Genomic DNA, 20,968 nt, shown 5'->3' on the forward strand with positions numbered 1-20,968 from the left:
GTCATTCGGCGAGGCCGACCAGCAGCCAGATGAAGCCCACGCCTCCCGCCGTGCACAGCAGGGTGGAGCGGGCGGGGTGGGTGTGGTGTGCCTCGGGGAGGATCTCGGCCGCGGCGAGATAGAGCAGGGCGCCGCCGAAGAAGCCGAGATAGCTGCCGAGAAGTTCGGCCGGAAGCGTGAACAGCAGCGTGGACGCCGCGCCGACGATCGGAGCGAGTGCGTCCGCGACGAGCATCGCGATCGCCTTTCTCCGCGTGTTCCCGTACAGGCTGGTGATCGTGTACGTGTTGAAGCCGTCCGCGAAGTCATGGGCGATGACGGCGAGCGCCACGGCCGCGCCCATACCGCCGCCCACCTGGAACGCAGCGCCGATGGCGACTCCGTCCATCAGGCTGTGGCCGACCATCGCCGCGGCCGCCGTCAGCCCCACCTGGGGCACCCTTTCGTCCTCGTCCGCGCCGTGCGCCGCCTGACGGACGGCCAGCAGCCGTTCCACCAGGTGCGCCGCCAGAAAGCCGCCGACGAAGAGCAGCAGCCCCTGCGGCACCCCGAACACCTTGTTGCCGGCCGCCTCCAGTGCCTCCGGCAGCAGGTCCAGGCCGACCACGCCGAGCATCAGCCCGCCGACCAGGCCCAGTACCAGGTGGCGGCGGTCGGTGACGCGTTGCGCCGTCCAGCCGCCGAACAGCGTCATCAGGAACGCGCCGAGCGCGACGAACACCGCCATGCGCCCTTGCTAGCGGATTGACCCGTCTCTTCGCACCCTTCCGATCGAGATCCGCCCGAATCACCCGAATGACCCGAGAGGACCCCCGCTCATGGCCGATGCCGCCACCCACGGCAAGGTGACCTTTGTCGGCGCCGGCCCTGGCGCCGCCGATCTGCTGACGTTCCGCGCCGCCCGTGCCATCGCCGACGCCGACATCGTCATCTGGGCGGCGAGCCTGGTGCAGGCCGACGTCCTTGACCACGCCCGCGAGGGCGCCGAGATCCTCGACTCGGCGGCCATGTCACTCGAGGACGTCGTCGCCGTGTACGAGCGGGCGCTCGACGAGGGCCTGCGGGTCGCCAGGATCCACTCCGGCGACCCCGCCCTGTGGGGCGGCACTCAGGAGCAGCTCGACCGGTGTGTGGACCTCGGTCTGGAGGTCGAGATCGTGCCGGGCGTCTCGTCGTTCTCTGCGGTCGCCGCGATCGCGCAGCGCGAGCTGACGATCCCGGAGGTCGCGCAGTCCGTGATCCTGACCCGGCTCGGCGGCGGCAAGACACCGATGCCGCCGGGCGAGGAGGTACGGGAGTTCGCGCGGCACGGCACGACGATGGCGCTCTTCCTGTCGGCGGCGCGCTCGGGCCAGTTGACGCAGGAGCTGCTGGAGGGCGGCTATCCGACGAGTACGCCGGTGGTCATCGCGTACCAGGCGACCTGGCCGGAGGAGCTGATCCTGCGCTGCACGATCGGCACGCTGGAGGAGACGGTCAAGGAGCACAAGCTCTGGAAGCACACGCTGTTCCTGGTCGGTCCGGCGCTGGCTGCTTCCGGGACGCGCTCGCATCTGTACCACCCAGGGCACTTCCACGGCTTCCGGAAGGCCGACCCGGCCGCCCGCAAGGCGCTGCGCGCGCAGGGCGCGCAGGGCGCGACGCCATGATCACGGTCATCGGTACGGGGACGGGCGCGCCGCTCTCCGTGCGCGACGCCGAGGCGCTCGCCGCGGCCACGCTGCTGGTGGGTGCCCGGCGGCATCTGACGGCGGCGTGCCGTGCGGCCGATGTGCCCGCCGACGCGGAACAGCTGGTGCTGGGGCCGCTCGCGCCCGCGCTCGACGTGATCGAGAAGAAGCTGGCCGGCGACGGGGCCGGCGTGGTGGTGCTGGCTTCGGGCGACCCCGGATTCTTCGGGATCGTACGGGCGTTGGCCGAGCGTTTCGGCGCGGACGCGCTGGACGTAAGGCCGGGGGCGCCGTCGGTGGCGGTCGCCTTCGCGCGGATCGGGCTGCCGTGGGACGACGCGGTCGTCGTCAGTGCGCACGGCCGTGATCTGCGGACCGCGGTCAATGTGTGCCGTGCGCATCCCAAGACGGCTGTGCTGACCGGTCCCGGCTCGGGGCCCGCGGAGCTGGGCGCCGAGCTGGCGTACCGGGCCGCGGAGCGGACGCTGGTGGTGGCGACGGCGCTCGGCGACCCGGAGCACGAGCGGATCGAGCGGATGTCGCCCGCGGAGGCGGCGGCGCGTGAGTGGGACGCGGTGAGCGTGGTGCTCTGCCTGGACGAGCGGCGGGTGCTGTCGCCGGTGCAGCGGACGGTCTCGGTGCCGATCGGTCCGGACCGGTGGGCGCTGTCCGAGGGAGAGTTCGAGCACCGCGACTCGATGATCACCAAGTTCGAGGTACGGGCGCTGGCGCTGGCGCGCCTCGGGCCGCGTACGGGCGACCTCGTGTGGGACATCGGCGCGGGGTCCGGTTCGGTGGCGGTGGAGTGCGCGCGGTTCGGCGCGGCCGTGGTGGCCGTGGAGAAGACCCCCGACGGCGTGGAGCGGATCCGCGCGAACGCGGCCGCGCACGGTGTGGACGTACGGGCCGTGCACGGCGCGGCGCCCACGGTGCTGTCTCATCTGGCGGACCCGGACGCGGTGTTCATCGGCGGCGGCGGCGCGGAGCTGCCCGCGATCGTCACCGCGTGCGCGCGGCGGGCCCGGCGCACGGTGGTCGTCGCGCTGGCCGCGCTGGACCGGGTGGCTGCGGTACGGGGTGCGCTGGCCGCCGCCGGGTTCGTGTCCGACGGCGTACTGCTGCACTCGTCACGGCTGGCCCCGCTGCCCGGAGATGTGACACGGCTGGCGTCCGCCAACCCCGTCTTCCTGCTGTGGGGCGACCGCCCCGCGGATTCGGTGAACGAAGGAGCAATTCAGTGATCGGCCTGATCTCCGCGACGGCGGCGGGCGCCGCCGCCCGCGACCGGCTGGCCGCGGCCTGGCCCGGCCGCACCCGGGTGTACGAGGGCCCGGTGCGCGAGTCGGTGGAGCGCGCGTTCGCGGAGTGCGAGCAGCTGGTGTGCTTCCTGGCGACGGGCGCGGTGGTACGGCTGATCGCCCCGCTGCTCGCGGACAAGTCGGCGGACCCGGGCGTGGTGTGCGTGGACGAGGGGCAGCGGTACGCGGTGTCGCTGCTGGGCGGCCACGGCGGCGGCGCGAACGAGCTGGCGGCGGAGGTCGCGGACGTCCTGGGCTGCACCCCGGTGGTGACGACGGCGACGGACGCGACGGACATCCCCGGTCTGGACACGCTGGGCCTGCCGGTGGAGGGAGCGGTCGCGGCGGTGACGCGGGCGGTGCTGGACGGCGAGCCGGTGGCGCTGCGGGCGGACGCGGTGTGGCCGCTGCCGCCGCTGCCGCCGAATGTGGGTGCCGACGTGGCTGCTGACGGTGCCGCCGTCCTCCGGGTGACCGACCGGCTCGTCGAACCGGGCACGCAGGAAGCCGTGTTGCGGCCCGCGTCGCTCGTCGTCGGGGTCGGAGCGTCCAAGGACGCTCCCGTCGAGGAGGTGCTCGGACTCGTCGAGGAGTCGCTGCGTGACGCCGGGCTCTCCGTACTGAGCGTCGTGGAGCTGGCGACGGTCGACGCGAAGGCGGAGGAGCCCGGGATCGTCGGGGCCGCGGAGCGGCTCGGAGTGCCGGTCGTCACGTACGCGGCGGACGAGCTCTCCTCGGTCAACGTGCCGAACCCGTCCGACGCGCCTCTCGCCGCCGTGGGGACACCATCGGTCGCTGAGGCCGCCGCGCTCGTGGGCGGCGGCGAACTCCTGGTCCCGAAGCGGAAGTCGAGCCCCGAGGGGCGTGCGGCGATGGCGACCTGCGCGATCGTGCGCAGGCCGCCGCGCGGCCGGCTGGCCGTGGTCGGGCTCGGGCCCGGGGCCCGCGATCTGGTCACCCCGCGCGCCACCGAGGAGCTGCGGCGGGCCTCCGTACTGGTCGGGCTCGATCAGTACGTCGACCAGATCCGCGACCTGCTCAGGCCCGGCACGCGCGTGATCGAGTCCGGCCTCGGGGCGGAGGAGGAACGGGCCCGTACGGCTGTCGCCGAGGCCCGCGCCGGGCATGCGGTCGCGCTGATCGGGAGCGGTGACGCGGGTGTGTACGCGATGGCCTCGCCCGCGCTCGCCGAGGCGTCCGACGACATCGACGTGGTCGGCGTACCGGGCGTGACCGCGGCGCTCGCGGCGGCCGCGATCCTGGGGGCGCCGCTCGGGCACGACCATGTCTCGATCAGCCTGTCCGATCTGCACACGCCGTGGGAGATCATCGAGCGCCGGGTGCGGGCCGCCGCGGAGGCGGACATCATCGTCACCTTCTACAACCCGCGCAGCCGCGGCCGCGACTGGCAGCTCCCGAAGGCGCTGACGATCCTCGCCGAGCACCGGGAGCCGGGGACGCCGGTGGGTGTCGTGCGCAACGCGTCGCGCGTGGACGAATCCAGCCGCGTGACGACTCTCGCCGGACTGGATCCGGCGACGGTGGACATGATGACGGTCGTGACGGTCGGCAACACGGCCACGCGCGAGATCGCGGGCCGCATGGTGACGCCGCGCGGCTACCGGTGGCAGTCGTGAGGGCCCGCGGCGACGCGCTCGCGGTCGCGGAGGCGTGCGGGGCGCGTGTGGTGTGCCCCGGCAGCGAGGCGGCCGCCGACTGGGCACCTCACCACGCGGGCACGGACGCGGACGCAGGCGCAGGCGCAGCCCCGGGCTCGGGCACGGACGCGAACGCAGGTGCAGGCACGAGCGCAGGCGCAGGCATGGACCACCCCGGCCGACCCATGTCGCACCCCGGCAGCGCCCAGGCCTGTCCCCCATCGCCGGCGACAGTCGGCACCGCATCCGCCCGAGCGGGTCTGGACCACGCGCCCACGCACGGCTCCGTCGACGGCGCTCCCGCCCGGTCCTCGGCCGTCCGCTCCACCGCATCCACATGGCGCGGACCGCTCACCCCTTCACGCCCGCCCACAGCCGGCAGCGCACCCTTCACCCACCGCCGCCACTCCGGAGTCGCCTCGTGACCCGCGTCGTCCACCCCATCGAGCAGGAGTCGTTCCGGCGGCTCCGGTCCCGGCTCGATACCAGCGGATTCCAGCCACTGACGCGGGCCGTCGTGGAGAGGGTCATTCACTCCGCGGCCGATCTCGAGTACGCCACCGATCTCGTCTGCGACGAGGCCTCCCTCGTCGCCGCGCACGACGCGCTGCACACCGGTGCTCCGGTCGTCGCCGATGTCGAGATGGTCGCCGCCGGGATCACCCGGCGCGAGACCGTCTGCCGGCTCAAGGACGCCCAGTCCGGCCCGGGGCTCACCCGTTCCGCGCACGCGATCCGTCTCGCGTACGAGCAGGTCGGGCCCGGCGCGATCTGGGTGATCGGCTGTGCGCCGACCGCTCTCGAGGAGCTCCTCGTCCTCGACGCCGCTCCCGCGCTCGTCATCGGGCTGCCCGTAGGTTTCGTCGGCGCGGCCGAGTCCAAGGCCGCGCTGCGCGAGAGCGGGCTGCCGGCCGTCAGCAACGTGTCCGAAAAGGGCGGCAGCGCGGTCGCCGCGGCCGCGCTCAATGCTCTGCTGTACCACCCCCACATCAAGGAGAACGCGTGACCACGCCGCCCGCACTGCTGATCGCCGGCCACGGCACCCGCGACGAAGCCGGGGCCGAGGCCTTCCGGGACTTCGTACGGGAGCTGGGGCGGCGCCATCCCGAACTCCCCGTCGCCGGCGGCTTCATCGAGCTGTCCCCGCCGCCGCTCGGCGACGCCGTCACCGAGCTGGTGGAGCAGGGCGTGAACCGCTTCGCCGCGGTGCCGCTGATGCTGGTGTCGGCCGGGCACGCCAAGGGCGACATCCCGGCGGCGCTGGCCCGCGAGCGGGAGCGGCACCCCGGGATCTCATACACCTACGGCCGCCCGCTCGGCCCGCACCCGTCGCTGCTGACCGTCCTGGAGCGGCGACTCGACGAGGCGCTGGGCTCCACGGTCCGTACGCCCGCCGACCGCGCCGATGTGACCGTGCTGCTGGTGGGCCGCGGTTCGACCGACCCGGACGCCAACGCCGAAGTACTCAAGGCGGCCCGGCTGCTGTGGGAGGGGCGTGGGTACGCGGGTGTGGAGACGGCGTTCGTCTCCCTCGCCGCCCCCGATGTGCCCAGCGGTCTCGACCGGTGCGTGAAGCTGGGGGCGCGCCGGATCGTCGTACTCCCGTACTTCCTGTTCACCGGCATCCTGCCGGACCGGGTGCGTCAGCAGACACAGGGCTGGGCGGCGGCGCATCCCGAGGTGGATGTGGTGTCGGCCGATGTGATCGGCCCCACCGAGGAGTTGCTGGACCTGGTCATGGAGCGCTACCGGGAGGCCGTCGCGGGCGACATCCGGATGAACTGCGACTCCTGTGTGTACCGGATCGCGCTGCCGGGCTTCGCGGACAAGGTGGGCATCCCGCAGCAGCCGCACTTCCACCCGGACGACGACGGTCACCACCACGGCCAAGGCCACGGCCACGGTCATGGCCACGGGCATCACCCACACGGCAGCCATGCGCACTCACACTGACGCATACGATCTGCGCCACCACGGTGACGCCGAGGTGCGGGGCGCGCACCTCACGGACCTCGCGGTCAATGTCCGGGCCGGCACTCCCCCGGACTGGCTGCGCGAGCGCATCGCCTGCTCGCTGACGACCCTGGCGGCGTATCCGGACGGACGGGCGGCGCGCGCGGCGGTCGCGCAGCGGCACGGTGTGCCGGTGGAGCGGGTGCTGCTGACGGCGGGGGCCGCGGAGGCATTCGTGCTGCTGGCCCGCGCCCTGACGGTACGTCAACCACTGGTGGTGCACCCGCAGTTCACGGAGCCGGAGGCGGCGCTGCGGGACGCGGGCCACGAGGTGGCGCGGATGCTGCTGCGCGAGGCGGACGGCTTCCGGCTCGATCCGGCGGCCGTTCCCGACTCGGCGGACCTGGTGGTGATCGGCAATCCGACGAACCCCACGTCCGTACTGCATCCGGCCGCCGACATCGCCGGACTGGCCCGCCCCGGACGGGTGCTGGTGGTCGACGAGGCCTTCATGGACGCGGTGCCCGGCGAGTCCGAGTCGCTCGCGGGCCGGACCGACGTTCCGGGTCTGGTGGTGCTGCGCAGCCTCACCAAGACCTGGGGTCTTGCCGGTCTGCGGATCGGCTATGTGCTCGCCGGGCCGGAGACGATCGAGGCGCTGGAGCGGACCCAGCCGCTGTGGCCGGTCGCCACGCCCGCGCTGGCCGCGGCCGAGGCGTGCATGGAGCCGGCCGCGCTCAAGGAGGCCGCGCAGGCGGCGCATGGGATCGCGACGGATCGGGCGCATCTGCTGGCGGGGCTTGCGGAGTTCGAGGAGGTACGGGTGGTGGAGGCGGCGGAGGCTTCCTTCGTCCTCGTCCGTGTGCGGAGTGGCGCCGAGGTGCGGGAGCGGCTGCGCGGTCTGGGCTTCGCGGCCCGGCGCGGTGATACGTTCCCGGGGCTCGGGCCCGACTGGCTGCGGCTGGCGGTACGCGACCGGGCGACCACCAACCGCTTTCTGCAGGCGCTGGACCAGGCGCTCACCATGGTCGGCGGCTGAGTCGGCGTGTGACGCCCCGCACAGCCTTGCGTGCGGGGCGCCGTAGGCCGGGTGTCAGCCCCTGGACCGTGCGCGGGCCAGCACCATCGCGGCGCCACCGGCCGCCAGCAGCAGAACCGCGCCGCCCGCGAGGTACCGGGTCGTGGTGTTGCCGCCGGTCTCGGCGAGGTCCTCCTTGGCGGGGTCCTCGCCGGACTGCGCCCGCACGCCGTGGCTCGGCCCGGGGGACGGTTCCCGCGCGGCGGACGTCGCGGGCGACTCGCAGGTCGCCTCGGCGAGCGTGACCGTGCCGTTGACCTCGGCGACGTTCAGCTTGAGCGGGTTGACCGACACCCGCAGCTCGAGCGCGGTGGCGGCGGCCGTACGGGACGTGGTGTGCCGCTTCGACAGATCGAGCGTCACCTCGCCGACCCCGGGCACCGCGACCCGGGTGGTGCCGCCGGTGGAGAGCGTGACCTTCTTGCCGAGCACGGTCACCCGGCCGAGCAGATTCGACTCTGCCACCGGCCGCTTGCCCGCCTCGCAGACGGCCTTCGACGTGACCTCCTCGACCTCGACGAGCGCGAGCAGCGGCAGTCCCGGCACATGCAGCCCGGCGTGGGCGAGGTTGGTGTAACCCTCGGCCCGGTGCCGGTCGGCGGTGGCCTTCGCGGTGGCGACGTCCGCACGCAGCACCTGGAAGGGCCTGCCCTGGTCGACCCCGTCCAACTGCACCGTCAGCGCGGTCTTCTCGGCACTGGCAGGGGCCTGCACCTCGTTGAGCGTGGCCTTGAGCGGGACGTTGACGGTCTTGTTGAGCAGGGACACATCGAGCCCGGTGCGGAGCACGGCCGCACTTGCCCGTCCCTCGCCGCCGCCCCCGGTGGCATGCGCCGGGGCGGCGAGGACGGCGATGGCCAGGGGGCCTGCGACCAGCGCGGTGGCAGCCGTCGCGGCGGCCCAGCGGCGTGCGGGCATGCGGAAGGTGTGGCTGTTCAAGGTGGTGGAACCCCTACAGGAGACTTGGCGCCGCGGCCGCCCCCACGGGGACGCAGTGGACGGTGGCGACTTGAGACACCGGAATCCTTGCGCACTGAGAGTGAACTGACAGACGCCTGACGTGAGTTCACCCCAAAGTGGGGTTTCCGTGCCCGTATTCGATTGTTGAGGTACGAGTGTTCCCGCGGGGCCACCCCTGTCACCGCGAACGGATGAGTACGCCGGTCAACCGCACCGCCCCGCGCGTGAAGTGCTTCGACGAGCGGTGCAGCCTCGGTCACGCTGGGTCACCGTGGTGCCACGCCACAGCGAGCGGCACCCCCTCAGCCGACCACCCGGCCGTTGAGGATCACCCGCCGCGGCGCCGCCAGAGCCCCGACATCCGCCCGCGGATCCGTGTCGTAGACCACCAGGTCCGCCGGCGCGCCCTCCTCCAGCACCGGGCGGCCCAGCCACTGACGTGCTCCCCAGGCCGTCGCCGACAGCGCCTGGAGCGGCGGGATGCCCGCCTTCACCAGTTCCGCCACCTCCGCGGCGACCAGACCGTGGGCCAGCGAGCCGCCCGCGTCCGTACCGACGAAGACCGGGATGCCCGCGTCGTACGCCGCGCGCACCGTGTCGTAGCGGCGCTCGTACAGCCTGCGCATATGGGCGGACCAGTCGGGGAACTTCGCTTCGGCGCCCGCCGCGAGGTCCGGGAACGTCGCGATGTTGACCAGCGTCGGGACGATCGCGACGCCCCGCTCCGCGAACAGCGGGATGGTGTCCTCGGTGAGCCCCGTGGCGTGCTCGATGCAGTCGATGCCCGCCTCGACCAGGTCCCGGAGCGCGACCTCGGCGAAGCAGTGCGCGGTCACCCGCGCGCCCAGCCGGTGCGCCTCGGCGATCGCCGCGGCGACCTCGCCGCGGGGCCAGCAGGCGGTCAGATCGCCCGCGTCCCGGTCGATCCAGTCGCCGACGAGCTTGACCCAGCCGTCGCCGCGCCGCGCCTCCTGCGCGACATACGCGACGAGGTCGCCCGGCTCGATCTCATGGGCGTAGTTACGGATGTAGCGGCGGGTGCGCGCGATGTGCCGGCCCGCTCTGATGATCTTCGGCAGGTCCTCGCGGTCGTCGATCCAGCGGGTGTCGGACGGCGATCCGGCGTCGCGGATGAGCAGCGTGCCCGCGTCCCGGTCGGTGAGCGCCTGCTTCTCGCTGGTCGTCTCGTCGACCGCGCCGTGATGGTCAAGACCGACATGGCAGTGCGCGTCGACCAGACCGGGCAGAGCCCAGCCCTCGACGGTCAGCGCCTCGGCGCACGGCCGGTCGTACGTGATCCGGCCGTCCACCGCCCACAGCTCGTCCCTGACGTCGTCGGGACCGACGAGCACCCGCCCCTTCACATGCAGCACCACGTGATCGCTCATGTCCAGCACTGTACGAGGCGCTGAGTACCCTCGGCGCAGTAGGCCGAACACACCTTCGCGAAGAGAGCACCGCCGTGACGCATCCCCTCCTCGATCCGGCCCCGCTGACCGCCGCGCACTTCGCGGCCATCGAGGGGCGGGTCGCCGCACTGCTCGACACCGAGCAGGACGTGGTGATCATGCAGGGCGAGGCGCTGCTCCCGCTCGAGGGCTGCATCCGCGGCGGTGCGCGGTCGGGATCGACGCGCTGAACGTGGTCACAACGCCGCGTTCCCCGGCCGGAGTCGACGCCTCCGAGCTGGTCGCGAAGGCACTCGCGGCCGACCCGTCGCTGCCGCTGATCGCGGGTGGCGGGTCGCTGGCCAAGGAGATGCTCCGGGTCAATCACTACGGCGTGGACGCCACCCGCGGCACGGTGCAGTCCTCGCTGGCGGCGCTGGGCGCGGCGCTCGGCGAATCGGGTGTGACGGTGGACCTGGAGGCGGCCCGGCGCGCGGTCACCGAGGCCTGGCGATGACCGGTGCCCTTCTCGGCGAACAGCATTTCTCCGGGAACTAAAGTCGGCGTTAATTGAAATAGACGGGAAGCTGCTTTATTACGAGCAGCTTCCCGTATTCTTCTGCCCCCGTTCCGCGATCCTAAACACCAAGGTTTCGACAAGATGGAAGGGCGTAATTCGGGCGGATCTCGAGAGAGTTACCGACGTGTGACCGAATCCACAATGCGTCCGATTCGCCCCGCTAATTCCGGCAGAAAAGCCCCAGAACACCCCATCGTCATGCCGACGCTCACGCCCGCGTGATAACACAAAGAGGCACAGCACCCAACCCCTTCCCTCGATGCATTTTCTGTATTTGCTCGGTAAATTTCCTCTGCATGACCGCCGCACAAGAAGACCTTGTACGAGCCAAGACCCCGAGCGAATTTCTGGAGATCGCCACCCCACGAGTGGAGGACGGAGCCGCGATCTGGCGCATCGCCCGCGACTCCGAGGTCCTGGACCTCAACTCCTCGTACAGCTACCTGCTGTGGTGTCGCGACTTCGCCGCCACCTCCGTGGTGGCGCGCGGCTCCGACGGTGAGCCCATCGCCTTCGTCACCGGCTACGTACGTCCCGACCGCCCCGAGGCACTTGTCGTCTGGCAGGTCGCCGTCGACCATGCGCACCGCGGCCGGGGACTCGCCGGCGTACTGCTGGACGCGCTGACCGCCAGGGTCACCGACAGCCCCGGGATCCGTGAGATCGAGACGACCATCACCCCGGACAACACCGCCTCCGACCGCCTTTTCACCTCCTACGCCCAGCGCCACGGGGCGCGGCTGGAGCGCGAAGTCCTCTTCGACGGCGAGCTGTTCCCCGAAGGAACGCACCAGCCGGAAGTGCTCTACCGCATCGGCCCCCTCTCCGCCTGACCCCCCACATCTGGAGACTGCTGTGACCATCACCCCGCCCGCCCTGAGTGTCTTCGAGACCCTGGAGTCGGAGGTGCGCAGCTACTGCCGCGGTTGGCCCGCAGTGTTCGACCGCGCGCAGGGCAGCTACCTCCACGACGAGGACGGCCACACCTACCTCGACTTCTTCGCCGGCGCCGGATCGCTCAACTACGGGCACAACAACCCGGTCCTGAAACGCGCGCTGATCGACTACATCGAGCGCGACGGCATCACGCACGGCCTCGACATGGCCACCACGGCCAAACGCGCGTTCCTGGAGTCGTTCGAGAATGTGATCCTGCGGCCGCGCGACCTGCCGTACAAGGTCATGTTCCCCGGCCCGACCGGCACCAACGCGGTCGAGTCGGCGCTCAAGCTGGCCCGCAAGGTGAAGGGGCGCGAGTCCGTCGTCTCGTTCACCAACGCCTTCCACGGCATGTCGCTGGGCTCGCTCGCCGTCACCGGCAACGCCTTCAAGCGCGCCGGCGCCGGTATACCGCTGGTGCACGGCACGCCGATGCCCTTCGACAACTACTTCGAGGGCACGGTCCCGGACTTCCTCTGGTTCGAGCGACTGCTCGAGGACCAGGGCTCAGGACTCAACAAGCCGGCTGCCGTCATCGTCGAGACGGTGCAGGGCGAGGGCGGCATCAATGTCGCCCGCGCCGAGTGGCTGCGCGCCCTGCAGGACCTGTGCCACCGCCAGGACATGCTGCTGATCGTCGACGACATCCAGATGGGCTGCGGCCGTACCGGCGGCTTCTTCTCCTTCGAGGAGGCCGGCATCACACCGGACATCGTCACCCTGTCGAAGTCCATCAGCGGCTACGGACTGCCCATGTCGCTCTGCCTGTTCAAGCCGGAGCTGGACATCTGGGAGCCGGGCGAGCACAACGGCACCTTCCGCGGCAACAACCCGGCGTTCGTCACCGCCGCCGCCGCGCTCAACACCTACTGGGCCGACGGTCAGATGGAGAAGCAGACCCTGGCGCGCGGCGAGCAGGTCGAGCGTGCCCTGCTGGCCATCGTCGAGGAGAGCGGGGGGACCGGACTGAGCTTCCGCGGCCGCGGCCTGGTGTGGGGCCTGGAGTTCGAGGACAAGGCACGTGCCTCGGCGGTCTGCGCCCGCGCCTTCGAGCTGGGGATGCTGCTGGAGACCTCGGGCCCGGAGAGCGAAGTGGTGAAGCTCCTGCCCGCGCTCACCATCTCCCCCGAAGAGCTGGACGAGGGCCTGCGCATTCTGGCCCGTTCCGTCCGCGAGACGGCCTGACACCCCCGTACGAGAAAGGCAGCAACACACCGTGATCGTCCGATCGTTCAAGGACATCGAGAACACCGAGCGCCATGTGAAGGCCTCTTCCGGCACCTGGGAGAGCAAGCGCATCGTGCTCGCCAAGGAGAAGGTCGGCTTCTCGCTCCACGAGACCGTGCTGTACGCGGGTACGGAGACGTCGATGTGGTACGCGAACCACATCGAGGCCGTGCTCTGCGTGGAGGGCGAGGCCGAGCTCACCAACGACGAGACCGGCGAGACCCACTGGATCGAGCCCGGCACGATGTACTTGCTGGACGGCCATGAGCGCCACACCATGCGCCCCAAGACCGATTTCCGCTGTGTCTGCGTCTTCAACCCGCCGGTCACCGGACGGGAGGACCACGACGAGAACGGCGTCTACCCGCTGCTCACCGAGGAGGGCTGAACGATGACCACCGCCCCTGTACGCACCGACCTGTACCCGACCCGCGGCGCAGCTGAGGTGACAACCCCGCGCCGGGACCCGGTCGTCTGGTCCGCGCCCGGAGCGCCGGGACCGATCGTCCCGTCCGCGCTGATGGGCTTCGAGCGGGACGGCTTCCTGACCGTCGACGAGCTGATCACGCCGGACGAGGTCGCGCTCTACCGGGCCGAGTTGGACCGGCTGGTCGCCGACCCCGCGGTACGTGCCGACGATCGCTCGATCATCGAGCCGAAGTCCCAGGACGTGCGCTCGGTCTTCGAGGTGCACAGACTCAGCGAGATCTTCGCCGGTCTGGTGCGCGACGAGCGGGTGGTGGGCAGAGCCCGGCAGATCCTCGGCTCGGACGTGTATGTCCACCAGTCCCGTATCAATGTGAAGCCGGGCTTCGGCGCCTCGGGCTTCTACTGGCACTCGGACTTCGAGACCTGGCACGCCGAGGACGGTCTGCCGAACATGCGCACCGTCTCCGTCTCGATCGCGCTGACCGAGAACCGGGACACCAACGGCGGCCTGATGATCATGCCCGGATCGCACAAGACGTTCCTCGGCTGTGCGGGCGAGACGCCGAAGGACAACTACAAGAAGTCGCTGCAGATGCAGGACGCGGGCACTCCGTCGGACGAAGCGCTGACCCGGTACGCCGACCGGCACGGCATCCGGCTCTTCACCGGCCGGGCCGGGTCGGCGACCTGGTTCGACTGCAACTGCATGCACGGCTCCGGGGACAACATCACCCCGTACCCGCGCAGCAATGTCTTCATCGTCTTCAACAGCGTGCAGAACGCTGCGGTGAAGCCGTTCGCGGCGCCGGTGCCCAGGCCGGAGTACATCGGGGCGCGGGACTTCACTCCGGTGCGGTAAGCCACTTCCGGCCGGCGGCCGGCCCGCGGCGAAGCCGCCATTGGGCACGGCATCGAGGCGCGGGACTTCACTCCGGTACGACAGCCCCGCGACAGCTGTACGGAAGGCCCGGCGCCCCTCGCTCGGAGGGGGCCGGGCCTTTCCCGTGCCAACTGCCCTACAGCGCCGGGTAGTCGATGTAGCCCTTGTCGTCACCGCCGAAGAACGAGGCCGTGTCCGGAGTGTTGTACGGGCCTTCGGCCTTGAGCCTGGCCGGCAGGTCCGGGTTGGCCAGGAACAGCGCGCCGAAGGCGAGGATGTCCGCAATGCCGTCCTCGATCAGCCCCAGCGCCCCGTGGTCGGTCGGGCCCTCGGTCGCCGGGTTGAGGATGAAGGTGCCACTGAACTGCTTGCGCAGCGCGAGCGTCACCTCCCTGAATCCCGGGACCATCTCGACGACATGCAGATAGCCGAGGCCGAGCGGCTCCAGCTCCTTGACCAGCGCGGGGTAGGTCGCCTCCGGGTCGGTCTCGGCGATGTCGTTGTACGAGTTGCCGGGAGAGACCCGCAGTCCGGTCCGCTCCGCGCCGATCGCCTCGGCCACCGCCTTTGTCACCTCGACGGCGAAGCGGATGCGGTTCTGGACGGAGCCGCCCCACTCGTCGGTGCGCAGGTTGGTGTTGTCGGCGAGGAACTGGTGGATGAGGTAGCCGTTGGCGCCGTGCAGTTCGACGCCGTCGAAGCCCGCCTCTATGGCGTTGCGGGACGCGTCGACGAACTCGCCGATGACGGCCGGGATTTCGGCGGCGGACAGCTCGCGCGGGGCGATGAAGTCCTTGGGGCCCTCCTGCGTGTAGAGCTGCCCGGCGGCGGCGACGGCGGACGGAGCCACGCTCACCAGTTCCTGGTCCGGCCAGAGCACCGGGTGGCCGATGCGTCCGGCGTGCATGATCTGGGCGAAGATCTTCCCGCCCTTGGCGTGGACGGCGTCGGTGACCTTGCGCCAGGCGGCGATCTGCTCGTCGCTGTGCAGGCCCGGAGTGTTCGGGTAGCCCTGGCCGAGGACCGAGGGCTGGATGCCCTCGGTGATGATCAGGCCGGCCGATGCGCGCTGGCCGTAGTACTCGACAGTGGAGTCGGTGACGGTGAGCCCTTCGCCGAACGCCCGGCTGCGGGTCATCGGCGCCATGGCGATCCGGTTGCCGAGCTGTGTGCCGGACAGATCGATCGGGTCGAATGCGGTGGTCATGAAAGCTCCCCAGAATTTATATGGTCGGCCAAGTAAGCGCGCCGAGAGTCACTGTAGACCATTAATTGGCCGACCAAGGTAAAGTTTTTGGGGACACTGTCCACCAGACAGTCGCCATCCCCTCCTGAGGAGGCCCCGATGAAGCCCGAGACCGCGGGCGGCCCCGTCTGTACCGAGGCGCTGCCGAGCTCCGCGCTCGGCGGCCCCGTCAGCCATGCCGTCTCCCGGGTCGCCCGGCTGCACCGTATGGCGGCGGGCAAGCTGCTCAGGGGAGCCGGCCTCTACCCGGGGCAGGAGTTCGTGATGATGCATCTGTGGGACGCGGGCCCGGTGCGCCAGTCCGAGCTGATCAAGGCCGTCGAGCTCGACCCCTCCACCGTGACCAAGATGCTCCAGCGCCTGGAGCAGGCCGGACACGTCCGCCGCTGCCCCGACCCGGGCGACCGGCGCGCGGTGCTCGTCGAGGCCACGGAGGAGAGCTGCGCCCTGCACTCCGCGGTGCAGGCGGCCTGGGCGAATCTGGAGGAGCACACGCTCGCCGGGCTCGACCCGGACGAGCGCCGGGAGCTGACCCGGCTGCTCGGGAAGGTCGAGGAGAACCTCTGCGTCCAGACCGCGGACTGCCCCGGTCAGCCGGACAGGACGTCGAGCACCCGGTCCACCTCGGCGGCGGAGTTGTAGAGGTGGAAGGCGGCGCGCAGATTGCCCGCCCGCTCCGCGAGGGTGATCCCCGCGCGGGCCAGTTCCGGGACGCGGTGGCCGAGCCCCGGGACGGCGACAATGCCGGACTCGCCGGGCACCGGTTCATGGCCCAGCTCCGTAAGCCCCGCCCGGAACCGCCGGGCGAGCGCGGTGTTGTGGGCGTGTACGGCGTCGATTCCGGTCTCCTCCAGCAGCGCCAGTGACTGCCTCGCTCCGTGGTACGAGAGGAAGGCGGTGGGTTCGTCGAACCGGCGGGCCGAGTGCGCCAGCTCCTCGATGGGTCCGTATGTGGTCCCCCACAGAACCTCGGCGGCGAAGGTCCCCGCATGGATCGGCACCAGGGTCTGCTGCGCCTCCTCGGTCACGGTGAGGAAGGAGGCGCCGCGGGGGCAGAGCAGGAACTTGAAGCCGCCGGTGACGGTGAAGTCCCACGCGCCCGCGTCCAGCGGCAGCCAGCCCGCCGACTGGCTGGCGTCGACGAGCGTACGGGCGCCGTGTGCGGCCGCGGCGGCCCGGACCGCGGGCAGATCGGCGATCCGGCCGTCGGCGGACTGCACCGAGGAGAAGGCCACCAGCGCGGTGCCCGGACGCACCGCATCGGCCAGCTCGTCCAGCGGTGCGTACCGCAGCTTGAGATCCCCGCGCACCAGGAACGGCGTGATGACCGAGGCGTACTCCCCCTCGGGGAAGAGGACTTCCGCGCCGGTCGGCAGCGAGCTCGCGATCAGTCCGACATGCACCGAGACCGAACCACCGACGGCGACCCGCTCCTCGTCCACACCGGTGAGGCGTGCGAAGGACTGCCGGGCGGCGGTCACCTCGGAGAAGTCACCGGCGCCGCCCGGCCGCCCTGCCGCGAGCTCCTCGGCCAGCGCGGTCACCGCCGCGACGGTCCTGCGGGGCAGCAGCCCGCAGGTGGAGGTGTTCAGATACGTCGTGTCCGGCGCGAACTCGGCGCCGCCCAGGGTCTCCATGGGATCACCCTGCGATGCTCTCAACGCCTGGTCAACCGCGAATTGTTGAGGGGAACCATTCAGCAGCGCTCAAGCATGGGCTCCGGGCTGCGGAACCTCGCACGAGCCGTCTGTGTCACAGGCGGCGGCGTCCGCGCCGATCGGGGTGATCGCCCGGCCCTGCCACGCCTGCTCCAGCGCCTGGGTGAAGACCTCGGCCGGCTGGCCGCCGGAGACGCCGTAGCGGCGGTCGAGGACGAAGAACGGCACACCGGTCGCGCCCAGCTCGGCGGCCTCGCGCTCATCCGCCCGTACGTCGTCGGCGTACGCGTCCTCGTCGGCAAGGACCGCCCGGGCCTCGTCCGCGTCCAGACCGGCCTCCACGGCGAGCTCGAGGAGGATCTCGGCGTCGAAGACCGACCGCTCCTCGGCGAAGTTCGCCCGGTAGGCGAGGTTCAGCAGCGCGTCCTGGCGGCCGCGGGCCTTGGCCAGGTGCAGCAGCCGGTGGATGTCGAACGTGTTGCCGTGATCACGGCCCTCGGTCCGGTATTCGAGCCCCTCGGAGCGCGCGTTGGAGGCGACGTGCTCCTCCATCGACTGCGCTTCCTCGATGGTGCGCCCGTACTTCTTCGCCAGCATGGGGATCACCGGACCGGTCTCGCCCTTGGCGCGGTTCGGGTCGAGCTCGAAGGAGCGGTGCACCACCTCGACCTGGTCGCGGTGGGCGAAGGCCGCGAGTCCCTGCTCGAAGCGCGCCTTGCCGATGTAGCACCAGGGGCACGCATGGACTGACGGAGCCATACCACGTCTGACCTGCGGAAACGTGTGTACAGGAATCCCATGCTCCCCATAGGAACCAGAAGCGGGAATCCAATGCCCTCTACAGAGACTGAGGGGAACTTCTTGCTCCTTACAGAGCTTGAGGGAGGAATCTCTCCCCCTCCTCTACAGGGCAGGGGAATCCCTCCGTCCCTACGAACGGGCGGGGGAGTGACGGATCGGGATCCTGCCGCTCTCTACGAAGAGTGAGGGAACTTCCTGGTCCCTACAACCAGTAGGAGACCAAGCGGCGCACGAACCACAGGCTCAGGAGGTGGTCACCTTCGGCGAACGGATGACCATGGAACGCGACGATCTCACTACGCTGCGCTCGCTCGGATTCGAAGATGACGAGTTGCAGGAACTTGAACTCTGGGAGCCCGCGACGGGCGATCCTTCTGAACTGGCAGAGATGTACTTGCGCCGGAGCAAGAAGAAAGACACCCTCACTTCTCTCCGCCAGCAGGTAAGGGAAATGTGTGGCCACGCTCGCAGCGAGAGCAAGAGCATCCGTCATCTGTGGTTTGAACAGCGGAGCGCAAGTAAGGCGAGCGTGCGGCGCGAGGAGTTCGAGAAAGCGACAGGCGCGGTAGCCACGGGGCTTTCCAAAACGCTTTACGTCTACAAGACCAGTCGACTTTCACGCCGAGGAATGGGACAGGTTGGTCTACTACTGGACGAGTTCGACACCCAAAAGGCACGAATCTGTGTAACCGCAGAGCGGATTGACTCGTCCAAATCACGCATGATCCTTGCAATCCTTTCGGAGCAAGCGCGTGAGCAGGCGGCGGATATATCCCATTTTGCGAAAGTGAGCATCACAGGGAATAAAGCCGAGGGGAAATGGACAGGCGGAGTAACACCGTATGGCCTTTATTCACCCAAGAGTTCTGGCAAGCTTACCCACAATCCGAAGGAATATCCAACCGCCCGCCGCATTGCCGTGTACTTGCTCAACCGCAAGACTCCGGCCTGGATAGCGAACAGGCTAAATACCGAGGGGCTGCTTACTCGACATGGCCGCAAGTGGACAGACTCAGGAATTATCAGCCTTGCGCACTCCGTAACATGGGCCGGTTTGGTTGCCAACCGAGAGAAGATGAAAGACGAGCACGGAAACGAACTCGATAAATACCATCGGGGCGGGACGCCCCTGCTCGACAAAAAGGGACATCCCATCTCTTTGGGCGAGGGCGTCATTTCGTTCCCCGAGCACGTGAAAATTTCCAGCATTCTCTCCGACCGGGCCCAGCCCGGAACCACCATCGGTGACCGTTCACGAGGGAAGCGTGAAATAGTCGCCACACTCACGGATATCCTTCGTTGCGGGCGCTGCAAAGGTCCGATGGAAAATGGCGGCGTCAACTACCGTTGCCAGGCACGCCAGCGGCAAGGCGAATCATCCTGCAAGGGAATGTCAACCGATCGCATCAGAATCGATAGGGAGATAGCGGGCACTTGGGAATCCCATATTCTGAGCCTCTCCCCGGAGTCCGACGTAATCCACACAATCGCGCGCAAGTGGCTCGACTACAAGGACCCTGCGAAGGAAAGGCGCAAGCAGGAAGTTACCGCAGCCCTGGAAAGCGCTGCCTCACGTGAACTGAAGCTACAGAAAGAGTTCTTCTTGGGAGGTGGGATGGATGAAACTCTCTACGACTCACTCCGGCGTGAGCTTTCAGAGCAGATAACCGCAATGAAAGCTGAATTGAAGGAACTCGCGAAAGATGCCGATCTGACCACTCTCATGCACCCCGAGGCTTTGGCGTTGCTGTGGAATAGCGCGGGCGCGAGTGGGCAGCGCGCGCTACTGCGGGCAGCGATTCGAAAGATCGTACTGAGTCCCCCAAAGGGACGTGGCGACCGCACACCCCTCATCAAACGAATGGAAATCGACTGGATAGACAAAGATGTGGACGAGACACCACTAGATAAGGCGCTTGCGCACGTTCAGAAGAGCAGGATTGCACGCGCGGCAGCGTAGAACAGCACTGCTCACCCGAGCCCCGGCCGGTCCATTGCGACCACCGGGGCTCATCGGTGCCCGCAGAGGAGGCCAGCGCGAGAGCCCCGACTCCCGCTGACTACTAATTCTGATGACGTCTAACAGCTTCTGTTTTTCCTTAAGAAAACTAAGAAATAACTAGAACCCGTACCTCGTCATCGGAATCCGTAACGACCTATGGAGGACCCGCCTTGGGCTACTACCCGTACGACAACCAACTATCCGACTGCGCGCAGTGCGGACGAACTCTCACCGGTCGGCAGGAGCGGTACTGCTCGGGAAGCTGCCGACAAGCCGCACACCGCGCCACCAACCAAGCGTGGACGCTGCCAACTGCCACGTGCCCGCTGTGCGGCGAGCTGTTCCAGGTGACCACCAGGCGGAAGAAGTTCTGCGACTACGCCGAAGAGGCTGAGGACGATTGCCGCGCAGCGCAGGACGACGCGGAGGAAGCCACCTGGCTGGCGGCAGAGGCCCGCCGAGACGCCCGGTGCGCCCATTGCGCCGAGCCTGCGGGTTGGACCGGCAGAGGCCGACCTAGACGGTTCTGTTCACCGCGCTGCAAACAGGCCGACTACCGGAAGCGCCGAGCCCAACAAGCCGCATAGAGCAATCAGTTCTCCCCCTTGACGAGTCACGGGGGCTTTTTCATGCCCGAAACAGTAGAGAGGAGCGCCACCCCGGATGTGCCGCGTGAGCCGGCAAGGGGTGCAACACACAATGGCGAACATTGAGACTCTGACCGCACGTGTCGAACGACTGCGCGCGACTGCCGAAAAGAGCACGTCCCCGCTTGCCATTGCGGAAGCAGAGTTGGCGGCAGCACAGGAAGCCGAGACCGCCCGGCAGAACGAGCGCAGCAAGGCGTACGACAGCCGAGTATTCGACAACCGGCACGAGGTTGCCGAGAACGCGCGCAACAGCGCTGACGAGCCGCGTGAGCGCTTCGCACGGCTGATTGCCGAACAGCCCTGGTTTCAGGCATGGGCCGACATGCGCGCTGCCCGGTACCGGGCGTGGGATACCTCGGTTGAGGCACAGAATGCAGCCGTGCACACCGGTGCTGACTACATGTCGGTAGCCACCGTGAACGTGGGTGAAGCCGATCTGCTCGGGGAGCTTGTGCGGCTCGCTGATGAGCGGGCACGGACCATTGCCACCGCAGAGGCAGACCAGCGCAGGGCAGAGCGCGACGCGTTTATTACCGGCACGGACTGATACC

At 69.5% G+C, this 20,968-nt stretch carries 20 protein-coding genes and 1 pseudogene; 15 read left to right on the forward strand and 6 right to left on the reverse strand.

Features of this window, described 5'->3' with window-relative positions:
- Position 1 precedes the first annotated feature (1 nt).
- The gene (locus ACFYXH_RS16635; RefSeq protein WP_389563151.1) at positions 2–727 is read right to left on the reverse strand and encodes a ZIP family metal transporter; all 726 of its coding nucleotides are present in this window, start codon (positions 725–727) and stop codon (positions 2–4) included.
- Positions 728–818: 91 nt separating this feature from the next.
- Here ACFYXH_RS16635 and cobM point away from each other — a divergent pair, with 91 nt between their 5' ends.
- The 6 genes from cobM to cobC all read left to right on the forward strand — a co-directional run bounded on the left by cobM (position 819) and on the right by cobC (position 7,618).
- The gene (cobM, locus tag ACFYXH_RS16640) at positions 819–1,649 is read left to right on the forward strand and encodes a precorrin-4 C(11)-methyltransferase (protein ID WP_389563153.1); all 831 of its coding nucleotides are present in this window, start codon (positions 819–821) and stop codon (positions 1,647–1,649) included.
- Positions 1,646–2,911 (forward strand): precorrin-6y C5,15-methyltransferase (decarboxylating) subunit CbiE, encoded by a 1,266-nt coding sequence (cbiE, locus tag ACFYXH_RS16645; protein WP_389563154.1) that lies wholly within the window; start codon positions 1,646–1,648, stop codon positions 2,909–2,911. Before cobM ends, cbiE begins: the two co-directional genes overlap by 4 nt.
- Positions 2,908–4,605, forward strand: a complete 1,698-nt coding sequence (cobJ, locus tag ACFYXH_RS16650; protein ID WP_389563156.1) for a precorrin-3B C(17)-methyltransferase — start codon at positions 2,908–2,910, stop codon at positions 4,603–4,605. Before cbiE ends, cobJ begins: the two co-directional genes overlap by 4 nt.
- 442 nt (positions 4,606–5,047) lie before the next feature.
- Complete coding sequence (locus tag ACFYXH_RS16655) at positions 5,048–5,632, forward strand: precorrin-8X methylmutase (protein WP_389563158.1); 585 nt, start codon at positions 5,048–5,050, stop codon at positions 5,630–5,632.
- Complete coding sequence (locus ACFYXH_RS16660; RefSeq protein ID WP_389563159.1) at positions 5,629–6,579, forward strand: sirohydrochlorin chelatase; 951 nt, start codon at positions 5,629–5,631, stop codon at positions 6,577–6,579. Before ACFYXH_RS16655 ends, ACFYXH_RS16660 begins: the two co-directional genes overlap by 4 nt.
- On the forward strand, positions 6,563–7,618 hold the full coding sequence (gene cobC, locus ACFYXH_RS16665; protein ID WP_389563161.1) for an Rv2231c family pyridoxal phosphate-dependent protein CobC: 1,056 nt from the start codon (positions 6,563–6,565) through the stop codon (positions 7,616–7,618). Before ACFYXH_RS16660 ends, cobC begins: the two co-directional genes overlap by 17 nt.
- A gap of 54 nt (positions 7,619–7,672) precedes the next feature.
- Here the strand turns inward: cobC and ACFYXH_RS16670 are convergent, their stop codons facing one another.
- Together ACFYXH_RS16670 and ACFYXH_RS16675 are read right to left on the reverse strand one after the other, a co-directional pair.
- Positions 7,673–8,596 carry an SCO1860 family LAETG-anchored protein gene (locus ACFYXH_RS16670; RefSeq protein WP_389563163.1) on the reverse strand — a complete coding sequence of 308 codons (924 nt, stop codon included), beginning with the start codon at positions 8,594–8,596 and terminating at the stop codon, positions 7,673–7,675.
- A 323-nt stretch (positions 8,597–8,919) separates the two neighbouring features.
- Positions 8,920–10,005, reverse strand: coding sequence for an amidohydrolase family protein (locus ACFYXH_RS16675; RefSeq protein WP_389563165.1), 1,086 nt, complete (start codon positions 10,003–10,005; stop codon positions 8,920–8,922).
- Positions 10,006–10,079: 74 nt separating this feature from the next.
- On the opposite strand from ACFYXH_RS16675, the gene ACFYXH_RS16680 reads away from it, so the two are divergent.
- From ACFYXH_RS16680 to thpD, 6 genes and pseudogenes are all read left to right on the forward strand, one after another.
- The gene (locus ACFYXH_RS16680) at positions 10,080–10,256 is read left to right on the forward strand and encodes a hypothetical protein (protein WP_389563920.1); all 177 of its coding nucleotides are present in this window, start codon (positions 10,080–10,082) and stop codon (positions 10,254–10,256) included.
- Positions 10,247–10,522: pseudogene (locus tag ACFYXH_RS16685) on the forward strand (alanine--glyoxylate aminotransferase family protein); the annotation flags it as partial. The gene ACFYXH_RS16680 and the pseudogene ACFYXH_RS16685, both read left to right, overlap by 10 nt.
- A 359-nt stretch (positions 10,523–10,881) precedes the next feature.
- Positions 10,882–11,418, forward strand: coding sequence for a diaminobutyrate acetyltransferase (ectA, locus tag ACFYXH_RS16690; RefSeq protein ID WP_389563167.1), 537 nt, complete (start codon positions 10,882–10,884; stop codon positions 11,416–11,418).
- Positions 11,419–11,440: 22 nt separating this feature from the next.
- On the forward strand, positions 11,441–12,709 hold the full coding sequence (gene ectB / locus ACFYXH_RS16695) for a diaminobutyrate--2-oxoglutarate transaminase (RefSeq protein ID WP_389563169.1): 1,269 nt from the start codon (positions 11,441–11,443) through the stop codon (positions 12,707–12,709).
- 31 nt (positions 12,710–12,740) lie between these two features.
- Positions 12,741–13,139 (forward strand): ectoine synthase, encoded by a 399-nt coding sequence (locus ACFYXH_RS16700; protein WP_327322803.1) that lies wholly within the window; start codon positions 12,741–12,743, stop codon positions 13,137–13,139.
- Positions 13,140–13,142: 3 nt separating this feature from the next.
- Positions 13,143–14,039: an ectoine hydroxylase gene (thpD, locus tag ACFYXH_RS16705; RefSeq protein ID WP_389563171.1), complete on the forward strand. Its 897-nt coding sequence runs from the start codon at positions 13,143–13,145 to the stop codon at positions 14,037–14,039.
- 157 nt (positions 14,040–14,196) lie between these two features.
- Here thpD and ACFYXH_RS16710 read toward each other — a convergent pair whose 3' ends face one another.
- On the reverse strand, positions 14,197–15,267 hold the full coding sequence (locus tag ACFYXH_RS16710) for an alkene reductase (protein ID WP_389563173.1): 1,071 nt from the start codon (positions 15,265–15,267) through the stop codon (positions 14,197–14,199).
- Positions 15,268–15,405: 138 nt separating this feature from the next.
- Between ACFYXH_RS16710 and ACFYXH_RS16715 the strand changes: the two genes are divergently transcribed.
- Positions 15,406–15,948: a MarR family winged helix-turn-helix transcriptional regulator gene (locus tag ACFYXH_RS16715; RefSeq protein WP_389563175.1), complete on the forward strand. Its 543-nt coding sequence runs from the start codon at positions 15,406–15,408 to the stop codon at positions 15,946–15,948.
- Here ACFYXH_RS16715 and ACFYXH_RS16720 read toward each other — a convergent pair.
- Together ACFYXH_RS16720 and ACFYXH_RS16725 are read right to left on the reverse strand one after the other, a co-directional pair.
- The gene (locus ACFYXH_RS16720; protein ID WP_389563176.1) at positions 15,897–16,943 is read right to left on the reverse strand and encodes an aminotransferase class V-fold PLP-dependent enzyme; all 1,047 of its coding nucleotides are present in this window, start codon (positions 16,941–16,943) and stop codon (positions 15,897–15,899) included. The genes ACFYXH_RS16715 and ACFYXH_RS16720 overlap by 52 nt on opposite strands.
- A gap of 69 nt (positions 16,944–17,012) precedes the next feature.
- Positions 17,013–17,723: a DsbA family oxidoreductase gene (locus ACFYXH_RS16725; protein WP_389563178.1), complete on the reverse strand. Its 711-nt coding sequence runs from the start codon at positions 17,721–17,723 to the stop codon at positions 17,013–17,015.
- Between the two features lie 292 nt (positions 17,724–18,015).
- Between ACFYXH_RS16725 and ACFYXH_RS16730 the strand changes: the two genes are divergently transcribed.
- Positions 18,016–19,725, forward strand: coding sequence for a recombinase family protein (locus ACFYXH_RS16730; protein WP_389563179.1), 1,710 nt, complete (start codon positions 18,016–18,018; stop codon positions 19,723–19,725).
- A gap of 741 nt (positions 19,726–20,466) precedes the next feature.
- Positions 20,467–20,964: a hypothetical protein gene (locus ACFYXH_RS16735; RefSeq protein ID WP_389563180.1), complete on the forward strand. Its 498-nt coding sequence runs from the start codon at positions 20,467–20,469 to the stop codon at positions 20,962–20,964.
- Positions 20,965–20,968 lie beyond the last annotated feature (4 nt).

This window comes from Streptomyces sp. NPDC002730 (genome assembly GCF_042888805.1).
Classification (GTDB): Bacteria; Actinomycetota; Actinomycetes; order Streptomycetales; family Streptomycetaceae; genus Streptomyces.